Source organism: Burkholderia sp. L-4, from assembly GCF_056856535.1.
In genome coordinates this window covers 2599228-2619151 of the sequence record NZ_JBXEOX010000002.1, presented here as the reverse complement: position 1 = coordinate 2619151, position 19924 = coordinate 2599228, and the positions used below count along the sequence as shown (strand labels likewise).

Sequence of the window (19924 nt, the reverse complement as noted above, 5' to 3'; positions counted from 1 at the left end):
CGTCCTGTGCGCAATCGTTTGCGTATGTGCGCGATCAATAAAAAGCAATGCGGTCCCGCGTCCGCACCGGCACGCCGCGCGTGTGGAAGTTCCACCTCGGCAAGTTTGCGCGAGCAGCGTAGCGAACATTCGTCGACGCGAGCGGCGGTCGAGTCAATGGCGCCGATGATGGGCTGTACGGCGCAGACGCCGCTCGCATTGGGCAAACCAGGTCGATCATGGCGAGCGTGATGGCGTGACCACTGACGAACGCGAACGGCTGAAGGCCGTGGAGCGCAACGTTAATGAGACGAGGGAGTCTGTCGGTTCCATTTTTTCAGGCCGGCCTCGGTAAAGATCTCGTCAGGATGGAACATGCTCCGCGCATCCACCGGGACATGACGCCCTCCATTCTGCGGAATCCGAATCAACTCATGTGTTGATTTCCATCGAGAGGCTTCCCACTGCGCGCCAGATGGGTTGGTGAAATCGCGTGTTGACCGCCAGGGTTAAGTTTCTTTTAAGTCCGCCTTCGTATCTTGTGTTCAGGGCGCGTGAATGATGCAACTGCGTGATGTCCAGTCCGCCCTACGGGAACAACAACGATCAGAGAAGGAGAATTCGACATGTCCACCCTGAACAGAAAGAAAGTAGCCTTCTGCGTGATGTCGGTCGCATTGCTGGTCTGCGGCACTGTGCCTGCCGGCTATGCGGTCGCGGCCGTCACCCAGGCAAAGGCCGTCAACCAGGATTTCACGAAACTGTCGCATGCCGGGAATCGGGCCATGATTGACGTCATGATTGCCCGATCTGCGCTCTTCGACGGCCATCCTGAGGCGGCCACCCATCTGCTGGCCGACGCCAAGACGGCCATGCAGGCGGCGAAATCCGACAACTCGGCCTTCATGAAGGCCGAATCGACGCTGAGCGACGCCGCCGGTGCACACGCCAACACGGCTACGAGCAATCAGGCTACGGCATGGCTGCCGGTCGGCGGTGACATGACCGTACTGGATGACTTTACCGCCCAGCCGGTCAAGGCCAAGGCAGTCGCCAACGCCAACGCGGCCTTGAAGAAGGGGGACCGCGAAGGGGCGATCAAGGCGCTGAAACTTGCTGACGTCAATGTCGCCTATACCGTCGACGTCGTTCCACTCGACCAAACCGCCGAGCGTATCGATCAGGCGTCGGCACTGCTGAACGCGGGCAAGTATTACGAAGCAGGTGTCGTCCTGCACCACGTGCAGGACAGCCAGCGCTTCGATCAACTCGATATTAATGCCGTGCCGGCCACCCGCGGATAAACCATCGTGAGCGATACCTCCCATAGCCTGCTGACGTGGATTCTCATCGGCGGTGCGTCAGGCTGCTTTGCCGGGGTGGTCTGGCGTGGACGCCCGTACCAGATCATTCGCGATATCGTCCTGGGCGTCATGGGCGCATGCGTGGTCTCAGGTATTGCTCATGTCCTAGATTTATCGGTAGCCAACAGCGTGTTTCTCGACATTGTCACCTCCACGGCGGGTGCGCTCGTCGCACTCGCCGCAATGCGTCAATTACGCAAGACCTAGTCTGACGCGCAAGCGGCTGATACGCTCGATACACCGATTGTCGTCGCGCGCCGCGCTGCAACCGACGATCGTCAGGCAACTGAGGATGTTACAGGGCGAGAATCCTGCATGCGCCTTCAAGTTCCCCTCCTAAAAGTACGCGCGCGGCGTTTGTAGAGGGGGCTCCGGCATTTTCTGCTGTGCGCCCGGCGGCATCGGGATCGCGCGTCCGGAGCCGCACGCAGATCGACGATGACGGTCCCACGCGATGGAGCACGGGGTTCCCAATGCCGTCGATCACGAGTTCCCTTCCGCAAGTTTGCATTTTGTCGTAAACAACTTGTATGGATCATTCATCATCGCCTCGGGAACCTCTATGAGAAATAGGTAAGGATCTAGCCGCCTGACTATCGGATTCGGGTTATTGACGGTCCTACCGGTGGCAATAGCGGTGACCGCGTTTTACGGACTGTGGCAATTGAGCCATCAACTTGACGCTATTACGCGAGTAAGCAATACGGAAGCACGGTTGGCGAACCCACTATGCTCATCAATACAGGATCGCGCAATCGCCATCCGGAATCTGGCGTTGCTCACTGCCCAGCAAGATATGGCACAGGAAGCCGACCGCATTCCTTGCGCTCAACGCAGCGGTCGACGCGGCGCGTGCGGATGAGCAGGGACGAGGCGTCGCGGTTGTCGCAGGTGAAGTCCGAACCTTGGCACAACGAAGTGCGGTAGCGGCGAAGGAAATCAACGAGCTCATCGGAACATCGGTATCTCACGTCGCTGCGGGTTCAAATCCGGTTTCGAACGCTGGAGCGACAATGGAGGAGATCGTCCGATCGCAAGCGATCGATAAACGACGCCCCTCGGTCATCAAACGTGTAAGAACGCTCTGATATCCTTCGCCTCTCATTCTGGCTGACCAGGGGAGTAGTGACATGCGTTGGATAGTGCCTCTCGTACTGGCGATCGTATGTCCGTGTTCCGCGCTGGCTGATCCGGCCGCTTTTAACGCAGGGATAATCCGGCTCACGGGGGTGAACGAAGCTGCCCCTTTCAACACGGTGATCTTTTACCCTACGCGTGAGCGCGAGGTTCCGTGGCAAGCGGGCCCGTTCACTGTTGAGGCGACGCGCGATGCTTTGCCTGTACCGGATGGCCGTTTCCCCGTTGTATTGATTTCACATGGACGAGGCGGCGGTCCCTTCAGCCACCGTGAATTGGCCACAACTCTGGCTCGCGCCGGATTTATCGTCGTCTTGCCGACGCACGTTGGGGACGCTTCAGGCTATCCCCGAGCGCAGTCCCAAGCCCAGATTCTGATTGATCGCCCCCGGCAGGCAGAGGCCGCGCTCAATGCAGTCCTCGCGGATCCACGGTTTTCCGCGAGCGCCGATGTCGGCCGAATTGGCATGATCGGATACTCAGCCGGTGGCTACACTGCGCTGATTCTGGCCGGAGCGAAACCCGATTTTGCGTATGCCGGTGCGTACTGCGCAGATCACGATGATCCGGGATCGTGTCCGCGTCCAGCAACCAGCAATGGTGCGCACGGCACCCAAGGCAAAGCGGCCGTACCCGCTGACCTGGTAGCTTGGCAACCGCCCGTTGATCGCCGCCTGAAGGCCTTGGTGCTGATGGATCCGCTGGCGATGATGTTTGAGGCATCTGGCTTGTCCGCCGTGCGCGTACCGACGATGCTCTATCGACCGCGGGACGACAGCTATCTTGGTTCTGCGAGAAACGCTCTTGGAGTTGTGTCAGGCTTGCCCACACCGCCCGCAGTCCACATCGTGCCAGGCAACCACTTCGTTTTCATTGATCCTTGTCCGGCCTCGGTCGCCGCCAGTGCGGCACTGATCTGTCAGGATGCGCCCGGGATCGATCGTGTGGCGATTCATCGCCAGATCGACCATGAGGTCGTGGAGTTCCTACGCGCAAATCTATAAGTCATCCAGACTGAGCTGACCTGCTCCAGGGAAGCAACGCGGCGTGGTCGATGGCCGACCAAGCGGAAAGCCTGAAAGCGGCAGTGTCTATCTTCAAAGTCGACTAGTAGCCACGGCCGATTCCGTTGCCTTGGCTCATTCACGGAGGCTGAGGGGACCGCCGCCTCGCCCATGTGAAATCAATACAACGGGGAAGCGGCCATCCGGTACAGGCGAAGCATCGCGCGTCGCCTCAACGGTGACCGGGCCCGCTTGCCACGGAACCTCACGCTCACGCGTAAGGGTAAAAGATCACCGGATTGAAAGCGGCAGAGCCGGATTACCCCTGCGTTAAAAGCGGCCGAATCAGCCAGCGCGGAAAGCGTACAGACGATCGCCAGTACGAGAGGCACTATCCAACGCATGTCACTGCTCCTGGTCAGCCAGAATGAGAGGCGAAAGCTATTAGAGCGTTGTTGCGCGTTTGATGACCGAGGGGCGTCGTTTATCGATCTCTCACAGTTGACTTATTCGCGATGCTACGCACGTGCAGTCTCGTCGCGCTCTTGTCCTCGGGCGTGATGAACCAGCTGACTGCCACCTTGGGACTTGGCCAGATATAGTGCTTGATCTGCAGCTGCGAGCAGATCGGTGAGTGCAATCATCTCCGAATTCGATGTCGCCAGGCCAATGCTGACGGTTGCTTGAATTCGATGACCGTCGGCGCTGTGAACCATCCTGGCAAACTGGCTCGCAATGATTTCTCCGACTGTTTTCGCGCGATGGCTATCGTGGTCAGGAAGCAGGGCAGCAAATTCTTCACCGCCGATGCGCGCCAGAATCGTATTCGCGTCGGTACTGGCGCGAACCACGCTCGCGAACGACCTCAATACCTCGTCGCCGGCCTTGTGACCATAGCGATCGTTAATTCTCTTGAAGTGGTCGAGATCAAACGCAAGGAGCGTGACGGGGCGTCGACGTATTGCGCAATCGTCGATCACTCGCTCTCCCTCTTCAAAAAACAGCCTGCGATTTCCCAGGCGGGTCAAGTAATCCGTACGGGACTCTTGCAGGAGTTCGCCATGAACTTCCTCCCGGGTGAGCCGGAGTAGCGTCATCGGCAAAATGACGGAATAGAGGACACCCTCGTACATCGTGATTTTGCTCGAAATTGACAATGCTTGCGTCCCAAAAATCGAGACCAGCCATGGCAGGACAATGGCTCTGGCAGCGTAGAACAATGCATGGATTCCCGTCACCGCCACAGCGACGCGTCGAGATTGAACGGCCGGCATCGCGTCACGTCGTGTCAGTTCGAGGGTTGTCATTGCGGAAACGAGCGCGATGGGTATCGCGCTGGCATAGAGCCATACTGCGGCCTGCCAGCGCGCACCGGCCGCCGCCCATGTAAGCCCCATCAAGAGAAGCAGACCGATCGAGCTTGCGAGATGCCGCCGGCCGTTGAACATCGCCACAGCGTGCAAAACCAGGAGATAGCCGCCCAGAATCACGAGATTGCTTATAGCAGCGCCAGCGGAGCCCAGCAGTTCAAGCCGAAACGCAGCCACCGCGCAACCGACCCCTAGCGTCGCATAGCCGGCCGCCAGCATTCGCAGTTCGTTGCTGCGCTTGGGATGCGATACGTGCTCCCAATATGTCATGGCGGAACTGGCCAACAAGGTTCCGATCGCTAAAAGGTAGAGGGTAGCAAGATCGACTTTCATCGTCGTTATAAAGCACGTCGCCGCCACGACGAGGAAGAGGTTGCCGACAAACCTGCAATAACGGCAGATACTAACAATTCTTGAGAATAGACGGGGAAATGGCGATCCTTACGTTTCAAAAACTGTTCTGGCCTCCTGTTCTTGTAAGTCCAATCGCAGTACTTTGCGGCGCAGCCAACAGAACGTTGAGTCAAATTTGTGCCGCCAGGCTGCTTGACTGATCCTGAAACGGGTTGGATTCGCTTTCGGGGATGACGTTTCGATTCGATGGCCGGGAATTGGGTTCGTCTCGATCGAGGAGGGAACGGCGAAACCATCGCGCTGGCGTTGCCGGTGATCACGCCCGGTTCGACCCTATCCCCGGCACACCCGGGCGTGCTCCGGCCAGTAGGCCGTCTCGCCGCCGATACCGGCGACACGGTCGGCTGGCCGCTCGGCGTGATGTCGGCAAAGCGCATCGTGACCGACCGTCCGATGGCGCGAGTGACGCAGGAGTTGGGGCGGCGGAGTTACGCCTTCGGCGCGTATTGCATCTCGCCGTTGCCGAACGACCAGTCTTCGCGCGCGACGTCAACGAGGCTGATCCACACATCTTCCTTGCGCACGCCGGCCTTCGCGTGGATGCCGTCCGCAACGGCGCGGTAGAAGGCCTTCTTCACGTCGATCGTGCGCTCCGCGTTCCAGGTGACCTGGATAAACACGATGCCGGACGTGTAAGTCACGTCCAGATATCCGTCGGCCGGATAGACGAGCTCGTCCGGCGCATGGCGCGAAATGATCTGGAACTTGTCGTTCTCCGGGACGTTGGCGACCGTGGTCATCGCTTCGTAGACCGTGTCGCTGACAGCCTTGACGACTTCGGGCGATGCGTCTTTCGACAGATTGATTCGTACGAGGGGCATTTCATTCTCCGTGGACTGGTGTGCGATTGCGGTTGAGAGTAGGCTAGTGCACAAGTTTCCAAAAACGAATGTTTTTCATTGAAATGTTGACGAATCGGAATGATGATTGAAGAACTGAAATCGTTCATCGCGGTAGTCGACGCGGCTTCGCTGACCCGCGCGGCCGATCAGCTGTGCGTGTCGCAATCGACGATATCGAAGCGCATACAGCGGCTCGAGGAGGGGCTGGGCGCCACGTTGTTCGACAGAAACGCCAAGCCGCCGCGGCCGACGGCGCTTGCCAGCCGGGTCTACGAACAGGCCGTGCCGGTTCTGCGCGCGTTGAACCAGCTTCACGACATTGCCCGGGAAGATTCTCCGCCGTCGGGGACGCTGCGCTTCGGCTTGCCGCAGGCCGTCGCGGATATCGTGCTGTTCGACGCCGTCATGACCATGAAGGCGCGGTTTCCTGCGCTGGACGTGAGGTTGCTTACCGACTGGAGCGTCGGTTTGCAGCGCATGGTCGAAAACGGATCGCTCGACGTCGCGTTGCTGATGTTGCCGGCGGGGGCTTCGCTGCCGGAGGACTTCGGCTGCAGCCTCGTCACGAGATTCGATGTGAAGGTGGTGCAGAGCGCGTCGAAGCCGGTCGTCGATGCGCGCGCGACGGTGGAAGCGCTGTCCGCCCACGGATGGATACTCAACCCTGACGGCTGCGGCTATCGCGCCGCGCTCGAGCGAGCGATGGCCAATCGGGGGCAGCGCTTTCGATTGAGCATCGACACCTATGGAACCGACATGCAACTCAGGCTCGTGGCCAGCGGGCTCGGGCTTGGCCTCGTGCCGACGGACGTGTTGCGCGCGAGCCCGTGGCGTTCGCAGCTCAGCGTCGTCGAGGCCGGCGGCTTTGCGCTGGCGCTGGACGTGTGGCTCGTGTTTCCGCGCGCGCTAGGCAATCTGCGGCGCGCGGTCGACGTGCTCGCGGAGTCGGTGGCGGCCTCCTTCGAGCAACAGGCCATTGGGCAGTAGCGACGCGCTGTGTCCGGAATCATTGCTTATCCGACATGGCGAGGGCGGCGAGCCGGGTGCCAGAATCGGCTGGCAGCCTACGCACAGGCCGATGCCGCACGAGTTCGATCAATCACCTGGAATCCTGACCACCATGCCCTATCTGCAACTGGACGTGAACGACCACTATTCGGTGGAAGCCAAGCAATTGCTCGCCGCCAGAATGAGCGAGACCTATGCGCGGATGATGTCGGTCGATATTCGGCGTATCAGCGTCGCGATCCGGGAACTGGGGCAAGGCGGTGTCTGGCGCATTGCCGAGGCGGGCAAAGCGCCGGTCCCGGTCGCCGTGATGATGCTGGATATCCGGCGGGGGCGCCCGCCCGAGCAGCGCATGGAAGTGGCGCAGGCGCTTTGCGCGCACTGCGTGGAGATTCTCGGCCTGCGTGAGGACCGGCTCAATGTCGAATTCACGCAGCATTCCGGCGACGAGATGTACCACCCGGCGCTGGGCGGTTACAGCCCGGAGTGGGGCCCCGGCGAGCAATAGATCGTCCGCTTGCACGGCTGGCTGCCTGCAGGCCTGCCGGTGGTCGGGCGCTCGGGGTTTGGGCAGGCAAGACCGCGCAAACCTCGCCTATTGGTTCAACAAGTCCTAGTTCACGAGCGGCGCGACTCCCGAGGCTCGCTGGATGGTCTGCGGGGGTTGCCCGAACGCGCGCAGAAACGCTTGGCGCATGCGCTCGCGGTCGCCGAATCCGGTTTCTCTCGCAATGATTTCGATCGGGTGGCGCGTCGTTTCCATCATCAGGCGCGCGGCCTCGACGCGCAGCCGCTCGACCGCCTTGGCGGGGGATTGCCCCGTCTCCTCCCGGAACACGCGGCTGAATTGGCGCGGGCTCAAACGTGCCGCCTCCGCCAGTCGTTCCACCGACAGATCGCTCGCCAGGTTCTCGCTCGCATAGGTCAGCGCCATTCGCACGCGGTCCGATCGCGCGTCCAGTTCCAGCAACGTCGAGAATTGCGACTGCCCGCCGCCGCGCCGTTGGTACAGCACGAGCTTGCGCGCGACCATGCGCGCCGTTTCCAGCCCGAAGTCGCTTTCGACGATCGCGAGCGCGAGATCCACCCCGGCGCTCATTCCGGCCGAAGTCCAGACCTGGCCGTCCACGACGAAGATGCGGTCTTCGTCGAGCTGCACGTCCGGATATTGCTTCCTGAAATCCCGCGCGTGATACCAGTGCGTCGTGGCCCGTTTCCCGTCGAGGAGGCCGGCGGCCGCGAGGACGAAGGCGCCCGTGCATATCGACGCAATGCGCCGCGAATGGAAGGGCGCGCGACGCAGGAAGTCCACCAGCGTCGCCGACGGAAGCCGGCATTCGTTGTCGCCGGCGACGATCAGCGTGTCATAGCCGTCGTTGGCCAGTGGCTCGGTGTTGACCGAAAACCCCTGCGACGACACGACCGCTCCGCCGTGCTCGGACACGATCCGGAACTGGTACACCGCCTCGCCGCGGAGCAGATTCGCGTACTCGAACACGCTCGCCACCGCGAGCGCGAGCGACTGGAAATTTGGGTAAACAACGAGTCCTACGGTGTGCATGATGTCCGCCAGGTGGATGGCCTGATTAATTGAATCTAGCATAAAACGGACATCGCCGCGGGCTACGGTGGCGCTTCACTCATGACCTTGTGCGCGGCCGGATCCGGGGCTGCCGCGCTTTCGCCGGCATGCCCGTCGATGTCGTCGAGGCGCCGCCCGATGGCGTGGCGCAACGGATTGCGCGACCGTTTCGGGCATCGCGCGACGCGCGTTTCGTGTGGCCTTGATTCAATCAGGATGCCTATCTTCACCGGTTTTTCCGCTGTCTTTTTCCAGGGTCGTCCTGTCGGCCGTCTTCGGAGGGGGCAAGGCACCGCGCGGCACCCCCTGCAGGGCCGATTTTGAGTAACCGGGCGTCACTTGCAAAGGACGAATCCGCAAGGTTTCCGGTCAATGCACGGATGGCAGAAATCATTGCATCTATGACATTGAGGAAGAGCGTGGTCGAAACCAGAATTCATTCCACGAACCGACACCCGGTCGGCTCAATCCACGGAAAGGAACAGACATGAGCACTTCTACGAAAGGCACCGCGCTGATCACCGGCGCATCGGCCGGCATCGGCGCCATTTACGCGGACCGCCTCGCCAAACGCGGCTACGACCTCATTCTGGTGGCGCGTAATCAGGATCGTCTGAATACGCTGGCGGGCCGCCTTACGGCCGAAACCGGCCGCTCGGTCGAGACCGTTGCCGCCGATCTGAACGACAAGGCCGCGCTCGCGAAGATCGAAGGCATTCTGCGCGAGGACAGCAGCATCACGATGCTGGTGAACAACGCGGGAATTGGCTCGGTCGCGTCGATTCTCAACGGCGACGTCGACACGATGGAGTCGATGATCAATCTGAACATCACCGCGCTCACCCGCCTGACTTACGCCGTCGCCCCGGTGTTCGCCGGCAAGGGCACGGGCACCATCGTCAACATCGGCTCCGTCGTTGGCATTGCGGTCGAACTGCTCAACGGCGTGTACAGCGCGTCGAAGTCGTACGTGCTGAGCTTCGGTCACGCCCTTCAACGCGACCTGGCGGACAAGGGCGTGCGCGTGCAGACGGTGCTGCCCGCGGCGACGGCGACCGAGTTCTGGGATGTGGCCGGCTACGCGAAGCAGAAGGAGGCGGCCAGCACGATGACGGCCGACGACCTGGTGGATGCCGCGCTCGCGGGCCTCGATCAGGGCGAGCTCGTGACGATCCCGACGCTGCACGACGGCGACGGCTGGACGCAATGGGAAGCGGCCCGCCGCGCACTCACGCCGAAATTCGCGAACGCCAAGGCCGCTCCGCGCTACGCGGCGGATGCCAAGGCCGGCGCTTGAACCGGCTCACTCATTTTTTCGGAAGGGTTTGATGATGAACATCCTCAAGATCGGTGCTGCCGTACTCGCCACGTCGGCCGCGTTTGCATTGCCGGTGGGCGCGTCGGCGCAGTCGCGCGGCAAGGTGCTGGTTGTCATGTCGAGCGCTCACGCGCTCGATCTGCGCGACGGCAAGACATATTCGACCGGTTATTACCTCAACGAATTCGTCGTGCCGTACCGCAAGCTCGTCGAGGCGGGCTACGAGCCGGTGATCGCCAATCCGAATGGCGACATGCCGGTGATGGACGCGAACTCGAACAACAAGCTGTTTTTCGGCGGAGACGATGCCGCGCGCGCGGATGCACTGAAATACGCGCAGGGTATCGCGCAACTGAAGCATCCGAAGACGCTCGCGTCCGTCGTCTCCGAGGGGACCGACGGTTATGTCGGCCTGTTTATCCCCGGCGGCCATGCGCCGATGGTCGACCTGCTCAAGGACCGGAATCTCGGCAAGATCCTGGTCGGCTTCCATGACAGCGGCCGTCCCACCGGGATCATCTGTCACGGGCCGATCGTGTTGTTGTCGACGCTGCACGATCCGGATGCCTTCGTTGCATCGATGACCGCCAACGATGGCAAGGCGAATGCCTTCGCGGCCGGCTGGCCGTATGCCGGTTACCGGATGACGGTCTTCTCGACGGGCGAGGAGCAGCAGCTCGAGGGGCCGAACGGGCTTGGCGGCAACGTGCCGTTCTATCCGGTGAACGCGTTGGCAGAAGCCGGCGCCCACGTCGACACGGTGGCGAACTGGCACGGCAATGTCGTCGTCGATCGCGAGCTGATCACGGGGCAGCAGCCGATGTCGGCGCCGGAATTCGGCGACGTCCTCGTGGCGAAACTGACAGCCCGCGCGAACGGAGTTCGTCCGTGACGGCAGCGGCCGGGCATGTTGCGCCCGGCCGCTTCGACTTCGCTGCCGACTCGACATGGATCGGGCAATGGGCGGCATTTGACGCAGGCGAGCCGGTGGCGATGGATCTCGGGTATCGCGGCGCCAGCGCGCGCGTCGTCATGTTCCGTCGGATCCACGGGCGAATCGCCGCAGCGATATCTCGCAGCCGGTCGAGCGCGCATGATTCGGGGCGGCCTGCGGCTCGGCGAGGTGATCGGGGCGTCCTTGCCGTCCCGGCGTCGAGGACGACTGCCCCGGACATCAGGGTTCTGGATTGATATCGCGCCGGCACGCGGCGATTTTGAAATGGCATACTACGACACCGATCTAGCGGGGCATGACGTTGCATTTCGGCAGATGATTGGCATCCTGCAGTGCACGCCCATCGCGCCATCGCTTTGGAAATTGGTACATGAGCACTGGCCCGGCAGCACAGCCTCTCGACAAACTGGAAAGGAGCGACGACGAGTCGGCTCGTTCCCGCTCGGTTTGGCTCGCCAACGAGTTTCGGGCCAGCTACGGATGGCTGAAGGCGAAGCTGATGCGGCGTGTCGGATCGCCGGCCGATGCCGAGGATCTGGCGTCGTCGTCGTTCGAGGCGCTTGCCGGCGTCGATGACCCGCCGGGTATTCGCGAGCCTCGAGCGTGGCTGACCGTCATCGCCCAGCGTCTCACCTTCGAGATGTGGCGCCGCCGGGATCTCGAGCGCGCGTATCATGAGGCGCTCCTCAATGCCGAGGAACCCCTCGCGCCGTCCGCCGAATCGATCGTCGAGATTTCCCAGGCATTGTTCCTGATCGATCAGGCGCTCGATGGATTGCCTCCGAAAGCGAGAAGTGCCTTTATCTACAGCCAGATCGACGGCCTCACTTATTCCGAGATTGCCGCTCGACTCGGCGTTTCGACAAGCATGGTTCGCAAATACATCGCCCAGGCGCTTACCCGATGCTTTCTGATCAGTTGAATGCCGCGCGCGGCGCCGGCACGGTCGATTCGTGCGCGGAGGAAGCCATTCAGTGGGAGGTCCGGTTGCGTGCCGAGGACGCCACGCAGCAGGATCGCGATGGCTTCGAGGCATGGCGCCGCGCCGATCCCGCGCACGAAGCGGCGTGGATACGGCTCCAGGAGGGGCTGGCACGGTTTGCGTCGCTGCGGAACGCGCCCGGCTCGGCGGTGCGAAGCGCGCTGAACGAGCCGTCCCGTGCGCGGCGCCGCATGTTGAAGGCGGGCGCCGGGGTGGGCGCGCTGGCGCTGGCCGCGATCGGGACACGAGAACTGGTCCGGGCCTATTCGCTCGACGCCGATTATCACAATGGCGATCTGACGCCGCAGGCCGTGGCGCTGAAAGACGGAACGCCGATCGTCCTCGGGGCATCGGCGCGTGTTTATTGGACGCGGGACGGCGCGCGCGGCGACGTCTATCTTGCGTCCGGCCAGATCCTGTCGAGTCCCGCCACGACGAACCGCTCGCCGTTCGCCGTGAGGACGCGGGACGGGACGGCAATCACGAGCCGCGCCCGCCTGAGCGTCGATGCATTGCGTTATCACACCGTGGTCGCGGTGCAGGGCGGCGATGCAACCCTTGCGACGCCGCGCGGCGGTAGCGTCCGCATCGCCGATGGTTCGGTCTGGTCGCTATCGCCGGGGCGCATTGCCCGCATGCCGGAGACGGCCGCCGACATCTTCGCCTGGAGCCGCGGCACGCTCGTCGTCCTGGATCGGCCGCTGCCTGACATCCTCGAGACGCTGGGCCGCTACTACGGCGGCTATATCCGGTTTCCGCAGGCCGCGCTCGCTCGCCGGGTCAGCGGCGTGTTCCCGCTCAACGACGCCGAGGCGGCGCTGCACCAGCTCGCCAACGGCCTGGGACTCTCCCTGGCCGTGTATGGCAAGGTTCTGGCCGTCGCCTCCGAGGCTTGACGCCGCGCCCCGTTCAGCCGGGGCGCGAAAAAAATTTTTCTTTCCCGGTGTCACTTTTCCCGCTTCGTTGCACAAGGTGAATGAAGGCGTCCGAATGCCTGCGACGCTTACCTTGTCCCGAAGGGGGGAACTGTGATCGACCATATCGACAAGGCCATCCTGACAGTCCTGCAAGAGGACAGCACGCTTTCAGTGGCGGAAATCGCCGATCGCGTGCATTTGTCGACGACGCCTTGCTGGCGCCGCATACAGAAGCTCGAGCAGGACGGCGTCATCGCCCGCCGGGTTGCCCTGCTCGACGCCGACAAGCTCAATGTCGGCGTGACCGTGCTCGTCGAAATCAGGACTGCGCAGCATACCGCGGCCTGGCTCAAACGCTTCTGCGACGTGGTCGCCGACATCCCCGAGGTGATCGAGGTGTACCGCATGAGCGGTCATATCGACTACCTGCTGAAGGTGGTCGTTCCGCACATTGCCGGGTATGACGGCGTGTACAAGCGCTTGATCAGCGAGCTGGAAATTTTCGATGTGAGTTCGAGTTTCTCGATGGAGACCATCAAGCATACGACGAGGTTGCCCCTCGATTACGTTTGCTGATTTTCTTGTCTGCGGATTCCGCCTGCTGGATTGAATTTTCAAGGACGGCGCGGTCGGTGGGAATAAAAAACCGGAAATGGCGCGAAGGACGAATTCTTTCAAAAAAGTATTCCGGGCAGGATCGCTAGACTTTTTCATGTGGATGAGGAGCCGGCAAGCCTGCCGGGGCCGGCGGCCTCGAGCGAAGCCGGGAGTGAAGGGGGAAGGCATGCCGTTGCGGTTGGCCGCTGCTTCCCGACTTCTCGATCGTGTGGGACAAGACAGGCGTTTTGCCGAAATACAACCGACTAGGGATGGGTGCATCGTGGGGATCAAGTTCGACGGCAAGGGTATGGCCCGCAACGTTGCGGCAATGGCGATCGCAATGGCGGTTGCCCAGACTTTCATGGTGTCCGCGGCGTATGCGCAGCAGGCGGAACAACACACCTATCATCTGCCGAGCGGTCCGCTGGATCGCACGTTGGTGGAGATCGCCCGGGTCGCGCAGCTTCCGTTGAGCTATGACGCGTCATTGGTGCAGTCGCTCAAATCGGCGCCGGTGGACGGCACGTATTCGGCCGAGGCCGCGATCCGCAAGGCGTTGCAGGGCACGGGCCTCGACCTGGTTCCGACGGCGAACGGCGGTTACACGCTGGCTCACGTCAAGGCGGATGCCAAGGGGGTTTCGTCGGCGCCGGCCGCTGCCGCAGCCGCAGCCGCGGCGACCACGGCGCAGGTGGACACCACCTTGCCCCTCATCAGCGTGGCGGCCAGCCGGGATTCAGGCGGTACCGGCTTCGTCGCGGAATCGTCCTCCACCTATGCGCGCTCGGATGTGCCGCTGAGCGAGACGCCGAAATCGGTCAGCGTCATCAATGCCGCGGTGATCCAGAGCCAGGGTGCTCAGTCGCTCTCCGATGTGCTGAGGAATGCTTCCGGTGTCGTCACGCGGCCGGGGCCGCTGGGCGTGCCGAGTTACACGATTCGCGGGTTTGTAGCGCAAAACCTCACGTCGGATGGATTGTCGACTGTCGGGACGGCCCCTAACGTTACGCCGACGATCGCCATCTCGAGCGTGGAAGTGGTCAAGGGACCGTCGGCCATCGTGAATGGCAACAGTCCGCCGGGAGGCGTCATCAATCTCGTCAAGAAGACGCCGCAGGCCGATCCGTTTCATGAAATCCAGGTGGGCTACGGATCGTACGGCGACACCCAGATCGCGCTGGACAGCACGGGCGCGATCACCGCCGACAAGAAACTCCGGTATCGCTTCATCATCTCGGGTGAACGGGTCGGCCAGAATTCGATGGGATATGACGGCAAGAGAAATTTCTACTTTGCGCCGACTGTGCAATGGAAGGACTCGACCACGGATGTGACGGTCGGCTATGAGCGCACGGTCTACCGCGAGCCGGTTCCCCAGTTCACGCTCGGCCATGCTGCCGGTGATATCTATCGAAACTATATCGACAAGCCGCTTGGCACGCCGTCCGACCATTTCGGCGCGCAAACGGACAATATTTTCATTCATCTCGAACAAAAGCTCGGCTCGGCGCTGACCTTCGTGAGCAAGGGTTCCTATACGCGGACCCAACAAACGCAGCAAGCCTGGACTACGGCCACGCCGCTCTCGGCGACCAACGGCGTGTTGTTCCACAATTTCGATTCGCTCTCGGATTTCTACAGTTGGAGCTTCCAGAACTACCTGCGCGCCAAGTTCAATGTCGGCGCTGCGAAAAATACGGTGATTGCCGGCTGGGACGTTCTTCGCTACAGCCAGCATCAGTTTGACACCACGACATCGAAATTCATTTCCATTCCGAATGTCTTCGGCTCATTTACGCTTCCGTCTTCCGACACGGGAAACCTGATGCCGAATGGGACTACCTACTTCACCCAAACCGGCTTGTATCTACAAGATCAGTTCTCCTACAAGAATTTCCATGCACTCGCGTCCGTGCGCCGGGATACCTATCTGACACATGCGACCTACGCCGGTAACCCACCCCCGGGAAACCATCAGAATGCGTATAGCCCGAGCCTCGGCCTGCTCTACGAACTGACGTCCGAGGTTGCCGCCTACGCCAGCTACAACCGTGGCTTTCAGCCGGGCACGGCGCTTGAATTCGGCGGCGGTGTGCTCCCCCCGCAAACCAGCCAGCAGGTCGAAGTGGGCATGAAGTTCAACCTGCTGGACGACAAGCTGGCCATCACGACCTCGGCTTACCGCACCTCGTTCAGCAATTACAACGTTGCCGACCCGGCCCATCGCGGCTTCTATCTTCCCGCCGGCGGCGCCGTGAGTCGCGGATTCGAAGCGGAGATCAGCGGCCAGCCGCTTCCCGGCGTCAACCTGATCGGTAGCTACACGTACAACGACTTCGTGCAGCCGCCGAACAGCAAGCTGGCGGTGAACCTGCCCAAGAACAGCGCCAGCCTGTGGGCGACCTACAACTTCCGCTCCGAGAAGCTCCAGGGTTTCGGTGTCGGCGCGGGGCTGTTCTTCGCGAGCGGGCAGTACATCGGCACGGGCTCGGCGTATCGCATCCCCAGCCAGGTGGAGACGGATCTCGGCGTGTTCTATCGGAAGAAGGGTTACGGCCTGAATCTTTCGGTCAAGAACGTATTCAATCGCAAGCTCTACTACAGCAGCACGACCGCCAGCCTGATCCCGATGGGACCGGAGCGGACCGTCATGCTCACCGGTACCTATGATTTCTGACACCCTCGAGACCCGGCCGTGGAGCGGCGGCATGTCGAATCCTGAGCGCATCACTCATTCGCGGGCGCGATGGCGGCGCGCGGCGATCGGGGGCGCGGTCGTGCTGGCGCACGCACTGGGGCTGTATCTGATCGTTCATCGCAGCGTGGACCTGATCAGGCTGGAGGCCGACCGGGCCTCCGGTGCGTCGGTTCAGGTCAGGCTCGTTGCCGCGCCGACACCCGAGCCCGTCGCGCGGCCGGAACCGAAGCCCAAGCAGGAGCCTCAGCGGAAGCCGGAACCCAAGCCCGTCGAAAAGACCGTGGTGCGGAAGACGGCACCCTTGCTTTCCTCGGAGGCTCCTGCTGCCCGGACCGTCGCGCCAGCCAAGACCGAGCCCGTCAAACCGGTCGAGCCGGCGCCGCCGGCGCCGCCGGTACCGGTGCCCAGCGCGGTCGCGCCCTCCGCAGCGACACCGCCCGCACCCGCGCCGGGCCCCCAACTGCTCGATAGCCCGAAGCAGATCAGCAGCGCGGAGCTCAAGCAGCTCGGTTGCCGTATCCCGCGGCCGGACTATCCGCCGAAGGCCCGGCGGCTGGAGCAGCAAGGCACGGTGGTGGTGAGGCTGAACATCGGCGTGGACGGTGTGGTGAAGACGGCGCGGGTTGCGCAAAGCAGCGGCTACCCTATGCTGGATGCGGCCGCGCTGGCGGCGATCGAAGCCGGCCATTGCCAGCCCTACACGACCGCCGGTATTGCCCGTGCCGTAGAGGCCGAGCAGCCGATCGCCTTCAACCTGAATGATTGACCTGGAATCTACGGAGCAAAAAATGGAACAGTACGGCATCGCCAACGTCTGGCAGCAGGGCGACTTCATCACCCGGTTCATCTTCGTCTTTCTTCTCGGCATGTCGATCGTGTCGTGGTTCGTCATCGTGACCAAGGGCCTGGCGAATCGACGTCTCGAGGTCATGGGCAAGCGTGCGCAGACGCGCTTCTGGTCCACGCCGTCGCTCGATGACGGCATCGAGGCGCTGGGCGACGGCACCGACAATCCGTATCGCGCCGTGGCCCTTGCCGGCCGCGAGGCGAACGACCAGCAGGCCGGCGGCGACGCGTCGCTGCAAGGCAGCCTCAGCAGCAGCGAATGGGTGGCGCGCGGCCTGCGCAACGCGTTCGACGACGAGGTTGCCCGCCTGCAGAACGGCCTGGCCATTCTCGGGTCGATCGGCAGTACCGCGCCGTTCGTCGGCCTGTTCGGGACCGTGTGGGGCATCTATCACGCGCTGATGGCCATCGGCGTGTCGGGACAGGCCAGCCTCGATCATGTCGCGGGCCCGGTCGGCGAGTCGCTGATCATGACGGCGATCGGCCTGTTCGTGGCGATCCCCGCCGTGCTCGGATTCAACTACGTCAATCGAGGCAACAAGCGGGTGAGCCATCGGCTGAACCGGTTCGTGCACGAGTTGCACGTGTACTTCGTGACGGGCGCCAAGGCCCGCTGCGACGTTCGCCCGGTGCCCGCGGCGCCGGCGACGAGCAAGCGCGTCAACGCCGCCGCCTGACCGGGAGCCTATCGTGTCGATTCTCATGGATGGCAACAACGACGAAGGCGTGATGAACGACATCAACATGACGCCATTGATCGACGTCATGTTGGTTTTGCTGATCATTTTCATCGTGACGCTGCCGGTCATCAACAAGGCGGTGAAGGTCGATCTGCCCAAGGCCGCGGCTCAGCCCGCCCAGTCGAAAACGCAGGACATCGACCTGTCGATCACGGCTGACAAGACCGTGCTGTGGAACAAGGATGTGGTCGACGACGCGGCGCTGAAGCTGCGTGTCGAGGCGGCGTCGAAGCAGGGCGATCCACCGGCCGTCAACATCAATGCCGACGAGCACGTCGAATACGGGAAGGTCGCCGCGATACTCGCGGCGCTGCAGGGCGGCGGGCTGAACAAGATCAATTTCGTCATGCAACCGGACAAGGGCCAGCAATGATCAGGAATCGGGCATTCCCGACGGATCGCGCCGAGGATCGGGATGCCAGGCGTCACTTTCCTTCCGTCTGGAAGTTGATCACGCCGTACTGGACCACCAGGGAGGGCATGCTGTCGGCATTGATGCTCGCCTACGTGCTTGGGGCGGGCTGGAGCCACACCTATATCGCCGTGTGGCTCAACCGATGGACCGGCACGTTCTACGACGCCGTGGGATCCGGGAGGTTTCAGGCGCTGCCGAACCTGCTGTTGCAGTTCCTGCTGGTGTCCATGGCCGCCGCCGCGCTGACGGTGTCCACGGTGGTGATGCAATCGATCGTCGAGATTCGCTGGCGGCGATGGCTGACGACCTGGCTGGCCGATCAGTGGCTGGCCCGCCATACCTACTACCGCATCGAGCGCGACCGCGCGCTCGAGAACATCGATCAGCGTATCGCGGAGGATGCGAAGCAGTTCGTCAAGGACACCTTGCAGCTGTCGATGGGCGTGCTTCAGGTGCCGGTGAGCATCGTGAGCTTCAGCGTGATCCTGTGGTCGATCGGCCATTCCCTGGATCTCGATATCGGTGGACACACGTACAGCATCCACGGATACCTGGTCTATGCCGTCTTTCTCTATCAAGGCCTGTTTTTCTGGGCCACGCACCTGCTCGGCCGACGCTTGATCACCCTCAATGCCAAACAGAACCGCGTGGAGGGCGACTTCCGCGTGCTGATGGTGCGGGTGCGCGAATTCGCCGAGCAGATCGCCTTCTTCGATGGAAGCGGCGCGGAAGGCAAGCGATTGAACGGGGCTTTTCGCCAGGTCGTTTCGAATCTTTATGCGCTGCTTTGGGTCAACACGCGGGTCTCGCTGTTTACCAACATCGTCGGGCAATTCAGCTCGGTGGTGCCCGTGGTGCCCACGTTGCTGGTATTGCCGCAACTGATAACGGGGGGGCTGACGCTGGGCGGGCTGATGCAATCGAACGCAGCATTCAGTTCCGTGTCCAGTTCCCTGGCGTTCTTTCCGCAGGCCTATCTGGGATTCACCGCGTGGCGCGCCGAAGCGAACCGGCTTCGGGAATTTCTCTACGTGAACGCGCTGGATTCGCGGGGAAACGTCGTGTTGACCGCCGGCGAGCGCGGAGCCGTAGGCGCCCACGGGTTGGTTCTGCGCGACGCAGCCGGCGCGGAGATTGCCCGCGTGCCCGACTTCTCGCTCGCACCCGGTTCGCGCTGTCTGATCCGCGGGCGCTCCGGAAGCGGGAAAAGCACGCTGCTCAGAGCGCTCGCGGGCCTCTGGCCCTACGGCGAGGGCATCGTCACCTGCGGTGCCGAAGGAACGATGTTCGTTCCGCAGCGCAGCTACATTCCCGTCGGCACGTTGAAGGCGGCGATCGCGTATCCGCACGAGGAATCGACGTACACCGACGGCCAATGCGCGGACGTCCTGCGCGCATGCGGCCTCGATGCGCACGTTGCATCGATGCTGGACGCCGATCGCTGGAGCGACCGGCTTTCCGGCGGAGAGCAGCAGCGGGTGGCGTTCGCACGCGTGTTGCTGGCCCGCCCGACCACGATATTTCTCGATGAATGCACGTCGGCGCTCGACACCGAGAGCGAGCGAACGCTCTACCAACTGCTGATCGACTGGCTACCTCAGGCCACGATCCTCAGCGTCGCGCATCGACAGGCGTTGCTGGCCTTTCATCAGCAGACCCTCGACTTTTCGCCGGAACGGGCATCCGCGGTCGCGGCCGGCCTGACCGGCCCGGCTTCGTCTGCCTGCCCGGCATGACACCGTGATCCCGTCAG

At 62.4% G+C, this 19924-nt stretch carries 19 protein-coding genes and 2 pseudogenes; 17 read left to right on the top strand and 4 right to left on the bottom strand.

Annotated features, from left to right (window positions below; all coding sequences use genetic code 11):
* Positions 1-105 precede the first annotated feature (105 nt).
* From AC1VVG_RS28655 to AC1VVG_RS28635, 5 genes and pseudogenes are all read left to right on the top strand, one after another.
* Positions 106-301: pseudogene (locus AC1VVG_RS28655) on the top strand (IS3 family transposase); the annotation flags it as partial.
* A gap of 304 nt (positions 302-605) precedes the next feature.
* On the top strand, positions 606-1283 hold the full coding sequence (locus tag AC1VVG_RS28650; RefSeq protein ID WP_034187967.1) for a YfdX family protein: 678 nt from the start codon (positions 606-608) through the stop codon (positions 1281-1283).
* Positions 1284-1289: 6 nt separating this feature from the next.
* A complete protein-coding gene (locus AC1VVG_RS28645) occupies positions 1290-1550 on the top strand; it encodes a GlsB/YeaQ/YmgE family stress response membrane protein (protein ID WP_034187966.1) in 261 nt (86 codons plus the stop codon).
* A 605-nt stretch (positions 1551-2155) separates the two neighbouring features.
* Positions 2156-2377, top strand: a pseudogene (locus tag AC1VVG_RS28640) (methyl-accepting chemotaxis protein); the annotation flags it as partial.
* A gap of 195 nt (positions 2378-2572) precedes the next feature.
* Positions 2573-3484 carry an alpha/beta hydrolase family protein gene (locus AC1VVG_RS28635; protein WP_482836976.1) on the top strand — a complete coding sequence of 304 codons (912 nt, stop codon included), beginning with the start codon at positions 2573-2575 and terminating at the stop codon, positions 3482-3484.
* 518 nt (positions 3485-4002) lie between these two features.
* Here the strand turns inward: AC1VVG_RS28635 and AC1VVG_RS28630 are convergent.
* Both AC1VVG_RS28630 and AC1VVG_RS28625 read right to left on the bottom strand, forming a co-directional pair.
* Positions 4003-5187 (bottom strand): GGDEF domain-containing protein, encoded by a 1185-nt coding sequence (locus tag AC1VVG_RS28630; RefSeq protein WP_059556722.1) that lies wholly within the window; start codon positions 5185-5187, stop codon positions 4003-4005.
* A 509-nt stretch (positions 5188-5696) separates the two neighbouring features.
* A complete protein-coding gene (locus AC1VVG_RS28625; RefSeq protein WP_482836975.1) occupies positions 5697-6089 on the bottom strand; it encodes a tautomerase family protein in 393 nt (130 codons plus the stop codon).
* Between the two features lie 99 nt (positions 6090-6188).
* Between AC1VVG_RS28625 and AC1VVG_RS28620 the strand changes: the two genes are divergently transcribed.
* Both AC1VVG_RS28620 and AC1VVG_RS28615 read left to right on the top strand, forming a co-directional pair.
* Positions 6189-7097 carry a LysR family transcriptional regulator gene (locus AC1VVG_RS28620; RefSeq protein ID WP_482836973.1) on the top strand — a complete coding sequence of 303 codons (909 nt, stop codon included), beginning with the start codon at positions 6189-6191 and terminating at the stop codon, positions 7095-7097.
* Positions 7098-7230: 133 nt separating this feature from the next.
* Positions 7231-7626, top strand: coding sequence for a tautomerase family protein (locus AC1VVG_RS28615; protein WP_034188006.1), 396 nt, complete (start codon positions 7231-7233; stop codon positions 7624-7626).
* A gap of 105 nt (positions 7627-7731) precedes the next feature.
* Here the strand turns inward: AC1VVG_RS28615 and AC1VVG_RS28610 are convergent, their stop codons facing one another.
* Positions 7732-8679: a GlxA family transcriptional regulator gene (locus AC1VVG_RS28610; RefSeq protein WP_034187962.1), complete on the bottom strand. Its 948-nt coding sequence runs from the start codon at positions 8677-8679 to the stop codon at positions 7732-7734.
* A 62-nt stretch (positions 8680-8741) separates the two neighbouring features.
* Positions 8742-8930, bottom strand: a complete 189-nt coding sequence (locus AC1VVG_RS28605) for a hypothetical protein (RefSeq protein WP_226227399.1) — start codon at positions 8928-8930, stop codon at positions 8742-8744.
* Positions 8931-9187: 257 nt separating this feature from the next.
* On the opposite strand from AC1VVG_RS28605, the gene AC1VVG_RS28600 reads away from it, so the two are divergent.
* The 10 genes from AC1VVG_RS28600 (at position 9188) to AC1VVG_RS28555 (ending at position 19907) form a co-directional block, all read left to right on the top strand.
* On the top strand, positions 9188-9997 hold the full coding sequence (locus tag AC1VVG_RS28600) for an SDR family NAD(P)-dependent oxidoreductase (protein WP_059556676.1): 810 nt from the start codon (positions 9188-9190) through the stop codon (positions 9995-9997).
* Positions 9998-10028: 31 nt separating this feature from the next.
* On the top strand, positions 10029-10910 hold the full coding sequence (locus tag AC1VVG_RS28595) for a type 1 glutamine amidotransferase domain-containing protein (RefSeq protein WP_245169478.1): 882 nt from the start codon (positions 10029-10031) through the stop codon (positions 10908-10910).
* Between the two features lie 433 nt (positions 10911-11343).
* Positions 11344-11895, top strand: coding sequence for a sigma-70 family RNA polymerase sigma factor (locus AC1VVG_RS28590; RefSeq protein ID WP_034187960.1), 552 nt, complete (start codon positions 11344-11346; stop codon positions 11893-11895).
* Complete coding sequence (locus tag AC1VVG_RS28585; protein ID WP_059556675.1) at positions 11877-12851, top strand: DUF4880 domain-containing protein; 975 nt, start codon at positions 11877-11879, stop codon at positions 12849-12851. The genes AC1VVG_RS28590 and AC1VVG_RS28585 overlap by 19 nt, the downstream gene beginning before the upstream one ends.
* A gap of 132 nt (positions 12852-12983) precedes the next feature.
* Entirely contained in the window at positions 12984-13448 is a 465-nt protein-coding gene (locus AC1VVG_RS28580) for an Lrp/AsnC family transcriptional regulator (protein WP_105392488.1), read from the top strand.
* Between the two features lie 331 nt (positions 13449-13779).
* Entirely contained in the window at positions 13780-16149 is a 2370-nt protein-coding gene (locus AC1VVG_RS28575) for a TonB-dependent siderophore receptor (protein ID WP_482837235.1), read from the top strand.
* 31 nt (positions 16150-16180) lie between these two features.
* Positions 16181-16936, top strand: coding sequence for an energy transducer TonB (locus AC1VVG_RS28570; protein WP_482836970.1), 756 nt, complete (start codon positions 16181-16183; stop codon positions 16934-16936).
* A 22-nt stretch (positions 16937-16958) separates the two neighbouring features.
* Entirely contained in the window at positions 16959-17693 is a 735-nt protein-coding gene (locus AC1VVG_RS28565; protein ID WP_034187958.1) for a MotA/TolQ/ExbB proton channel family protein, read from the top strand.
* 13 nt (positions 17694-17706) lie between these two features.
* Positions 17707-18129, top strand: coding sequence for an ExbD/TolR family protein (locus AC1VVG_RS28560; protein ID WP_080287816.1), 423 nt, complete (start codon positions 17707-17709; stop codon positions 18127-18129).
* Positions 18126-19907: an ABC transporter ATP-binding protein/permease gene (locus tag AC1VVG_RS28555; RefSeq protein ID WP_059556673.1), complete on the top strand. Its 1782-nt coding sequence runs from the start codon at positions 18126-18128 to the stop codon at positions 19905-19907. Before AC1VVG_RS28560 ends, AC1VVG_RS28555 begins: the two co-directional genes overlap by 4 nt.
* Positions 19908-19924 lie beyond the last annotated feature (17 nt).

What these genes read in the sequence shown, in the direction of transcription:
- AC1VVG_RS28650 (WP_034187967.1), top strand. Translation starts at nt 606, where the DNA reads ATGTCCACCCTGAACAGAAAGAAAGTAGCCTTCTGCGTGATGTCGGTC.
- AC1VVG_RS28630 (WP_059556722.1), bottom strand. Translation starts at nt 5,187, where the DNA reads ATGAAAGTCGATCTTGCTACCCTCTACCTTTTAGCGATCGGAACCTTG.
- AC1VVG_RS28625 (WP_482836975.1), bottom strand. Translation starts at nt 6,089, where the DNA reads ATGCCCCTCGTACGAATCAATCTGTCGAAAGACGCATCGCCCGAAGTC.
- AC1VVG_RS28620 (WP_482836973.1), top strand. Translation starts at nt 6,189, where the DNA reads ATGATGATTGAAGAACTGAAATCGTTCATCGCGGTAGTCGACGCGGCT.
- AC1VVG_RS28615 (WP_034188006.1), top strand. Translation starts at nt 7,231, where the DNA reads ATGCCCTATCTGCAACTGGACGTGAACGACCACTATTCGGTGGAAGCC.
- AC1VVG_RS28610 (WP_034187962.1), bottom strand. Translation starts at nt 8,679, where the DNA reads ATGCACACCGTAGGACTCGTTGTTTACCCAAATTTCCAGTCGCTCGCG.
- AC1VVG_RS28600 (WP_059556676.1), top strand. Translation starts at nt 9,188, where the DNA reads ATGAGCACTTCTACGAAAGGCACCGCGCTGATCACCGGCGCATCGGCC.
- AC1VVG_RS28595 (WP_245169478.1), top strand. Translation starts at nt 10,029, where the DNA reads ATGATGAACATCCTCAAGATCGGTGCTGCCGTACTCGCCACGTCGGCC.
- AC1VVG_RS28590 (WP_034187960.1), top strand. Translation starts at nt 11,344, where the DNA reads ATGAGCACTGGCCCGGCAGCACAGCCTCTCGACAAACTGGAAAGGAGC.
- AC1VVG_RS28585 (WP_059556675.1), top strand. Translation starts at nt 11,877, where the DNA reads ATGCTTTCTGATCAGTTGAATGCCGCGCGCGGCGCCGGCACGGTCGAT.
- AC1VVG_RS28575 (WP_482837235.1), top strand. Translation starts at nt 13,780, where the DNA reads ATGGCCCGCAACGTTGCGGCAATGGCGATCGCAATGGCGGTTGCCCAG.
- AC1VVG_RS28570 (WP_482836970.1), top strand. Translation starts at nt 16,181, where the DNA reads ATGTCGAATCCTGAGCGCATCACTCATTCGCGGGCGCGATGGCGGCGC.
- AC1VVG_RS28565 (WP_034187958.1), top strand. Translation starts at nt 16,959, where the DNA reads ATGGAACAGTACGGCATCGCCAACGTCTGGCAGCAGGGCGACTTCATC.
- AC1VVG_RS28555 (WP_059556673.1), top strand. Translation starts at nt 18,126, where the DNA reads ATGATCAGGAATCGGGCATTCCCGACGGATCGCGCCGAGGATCGGGAT.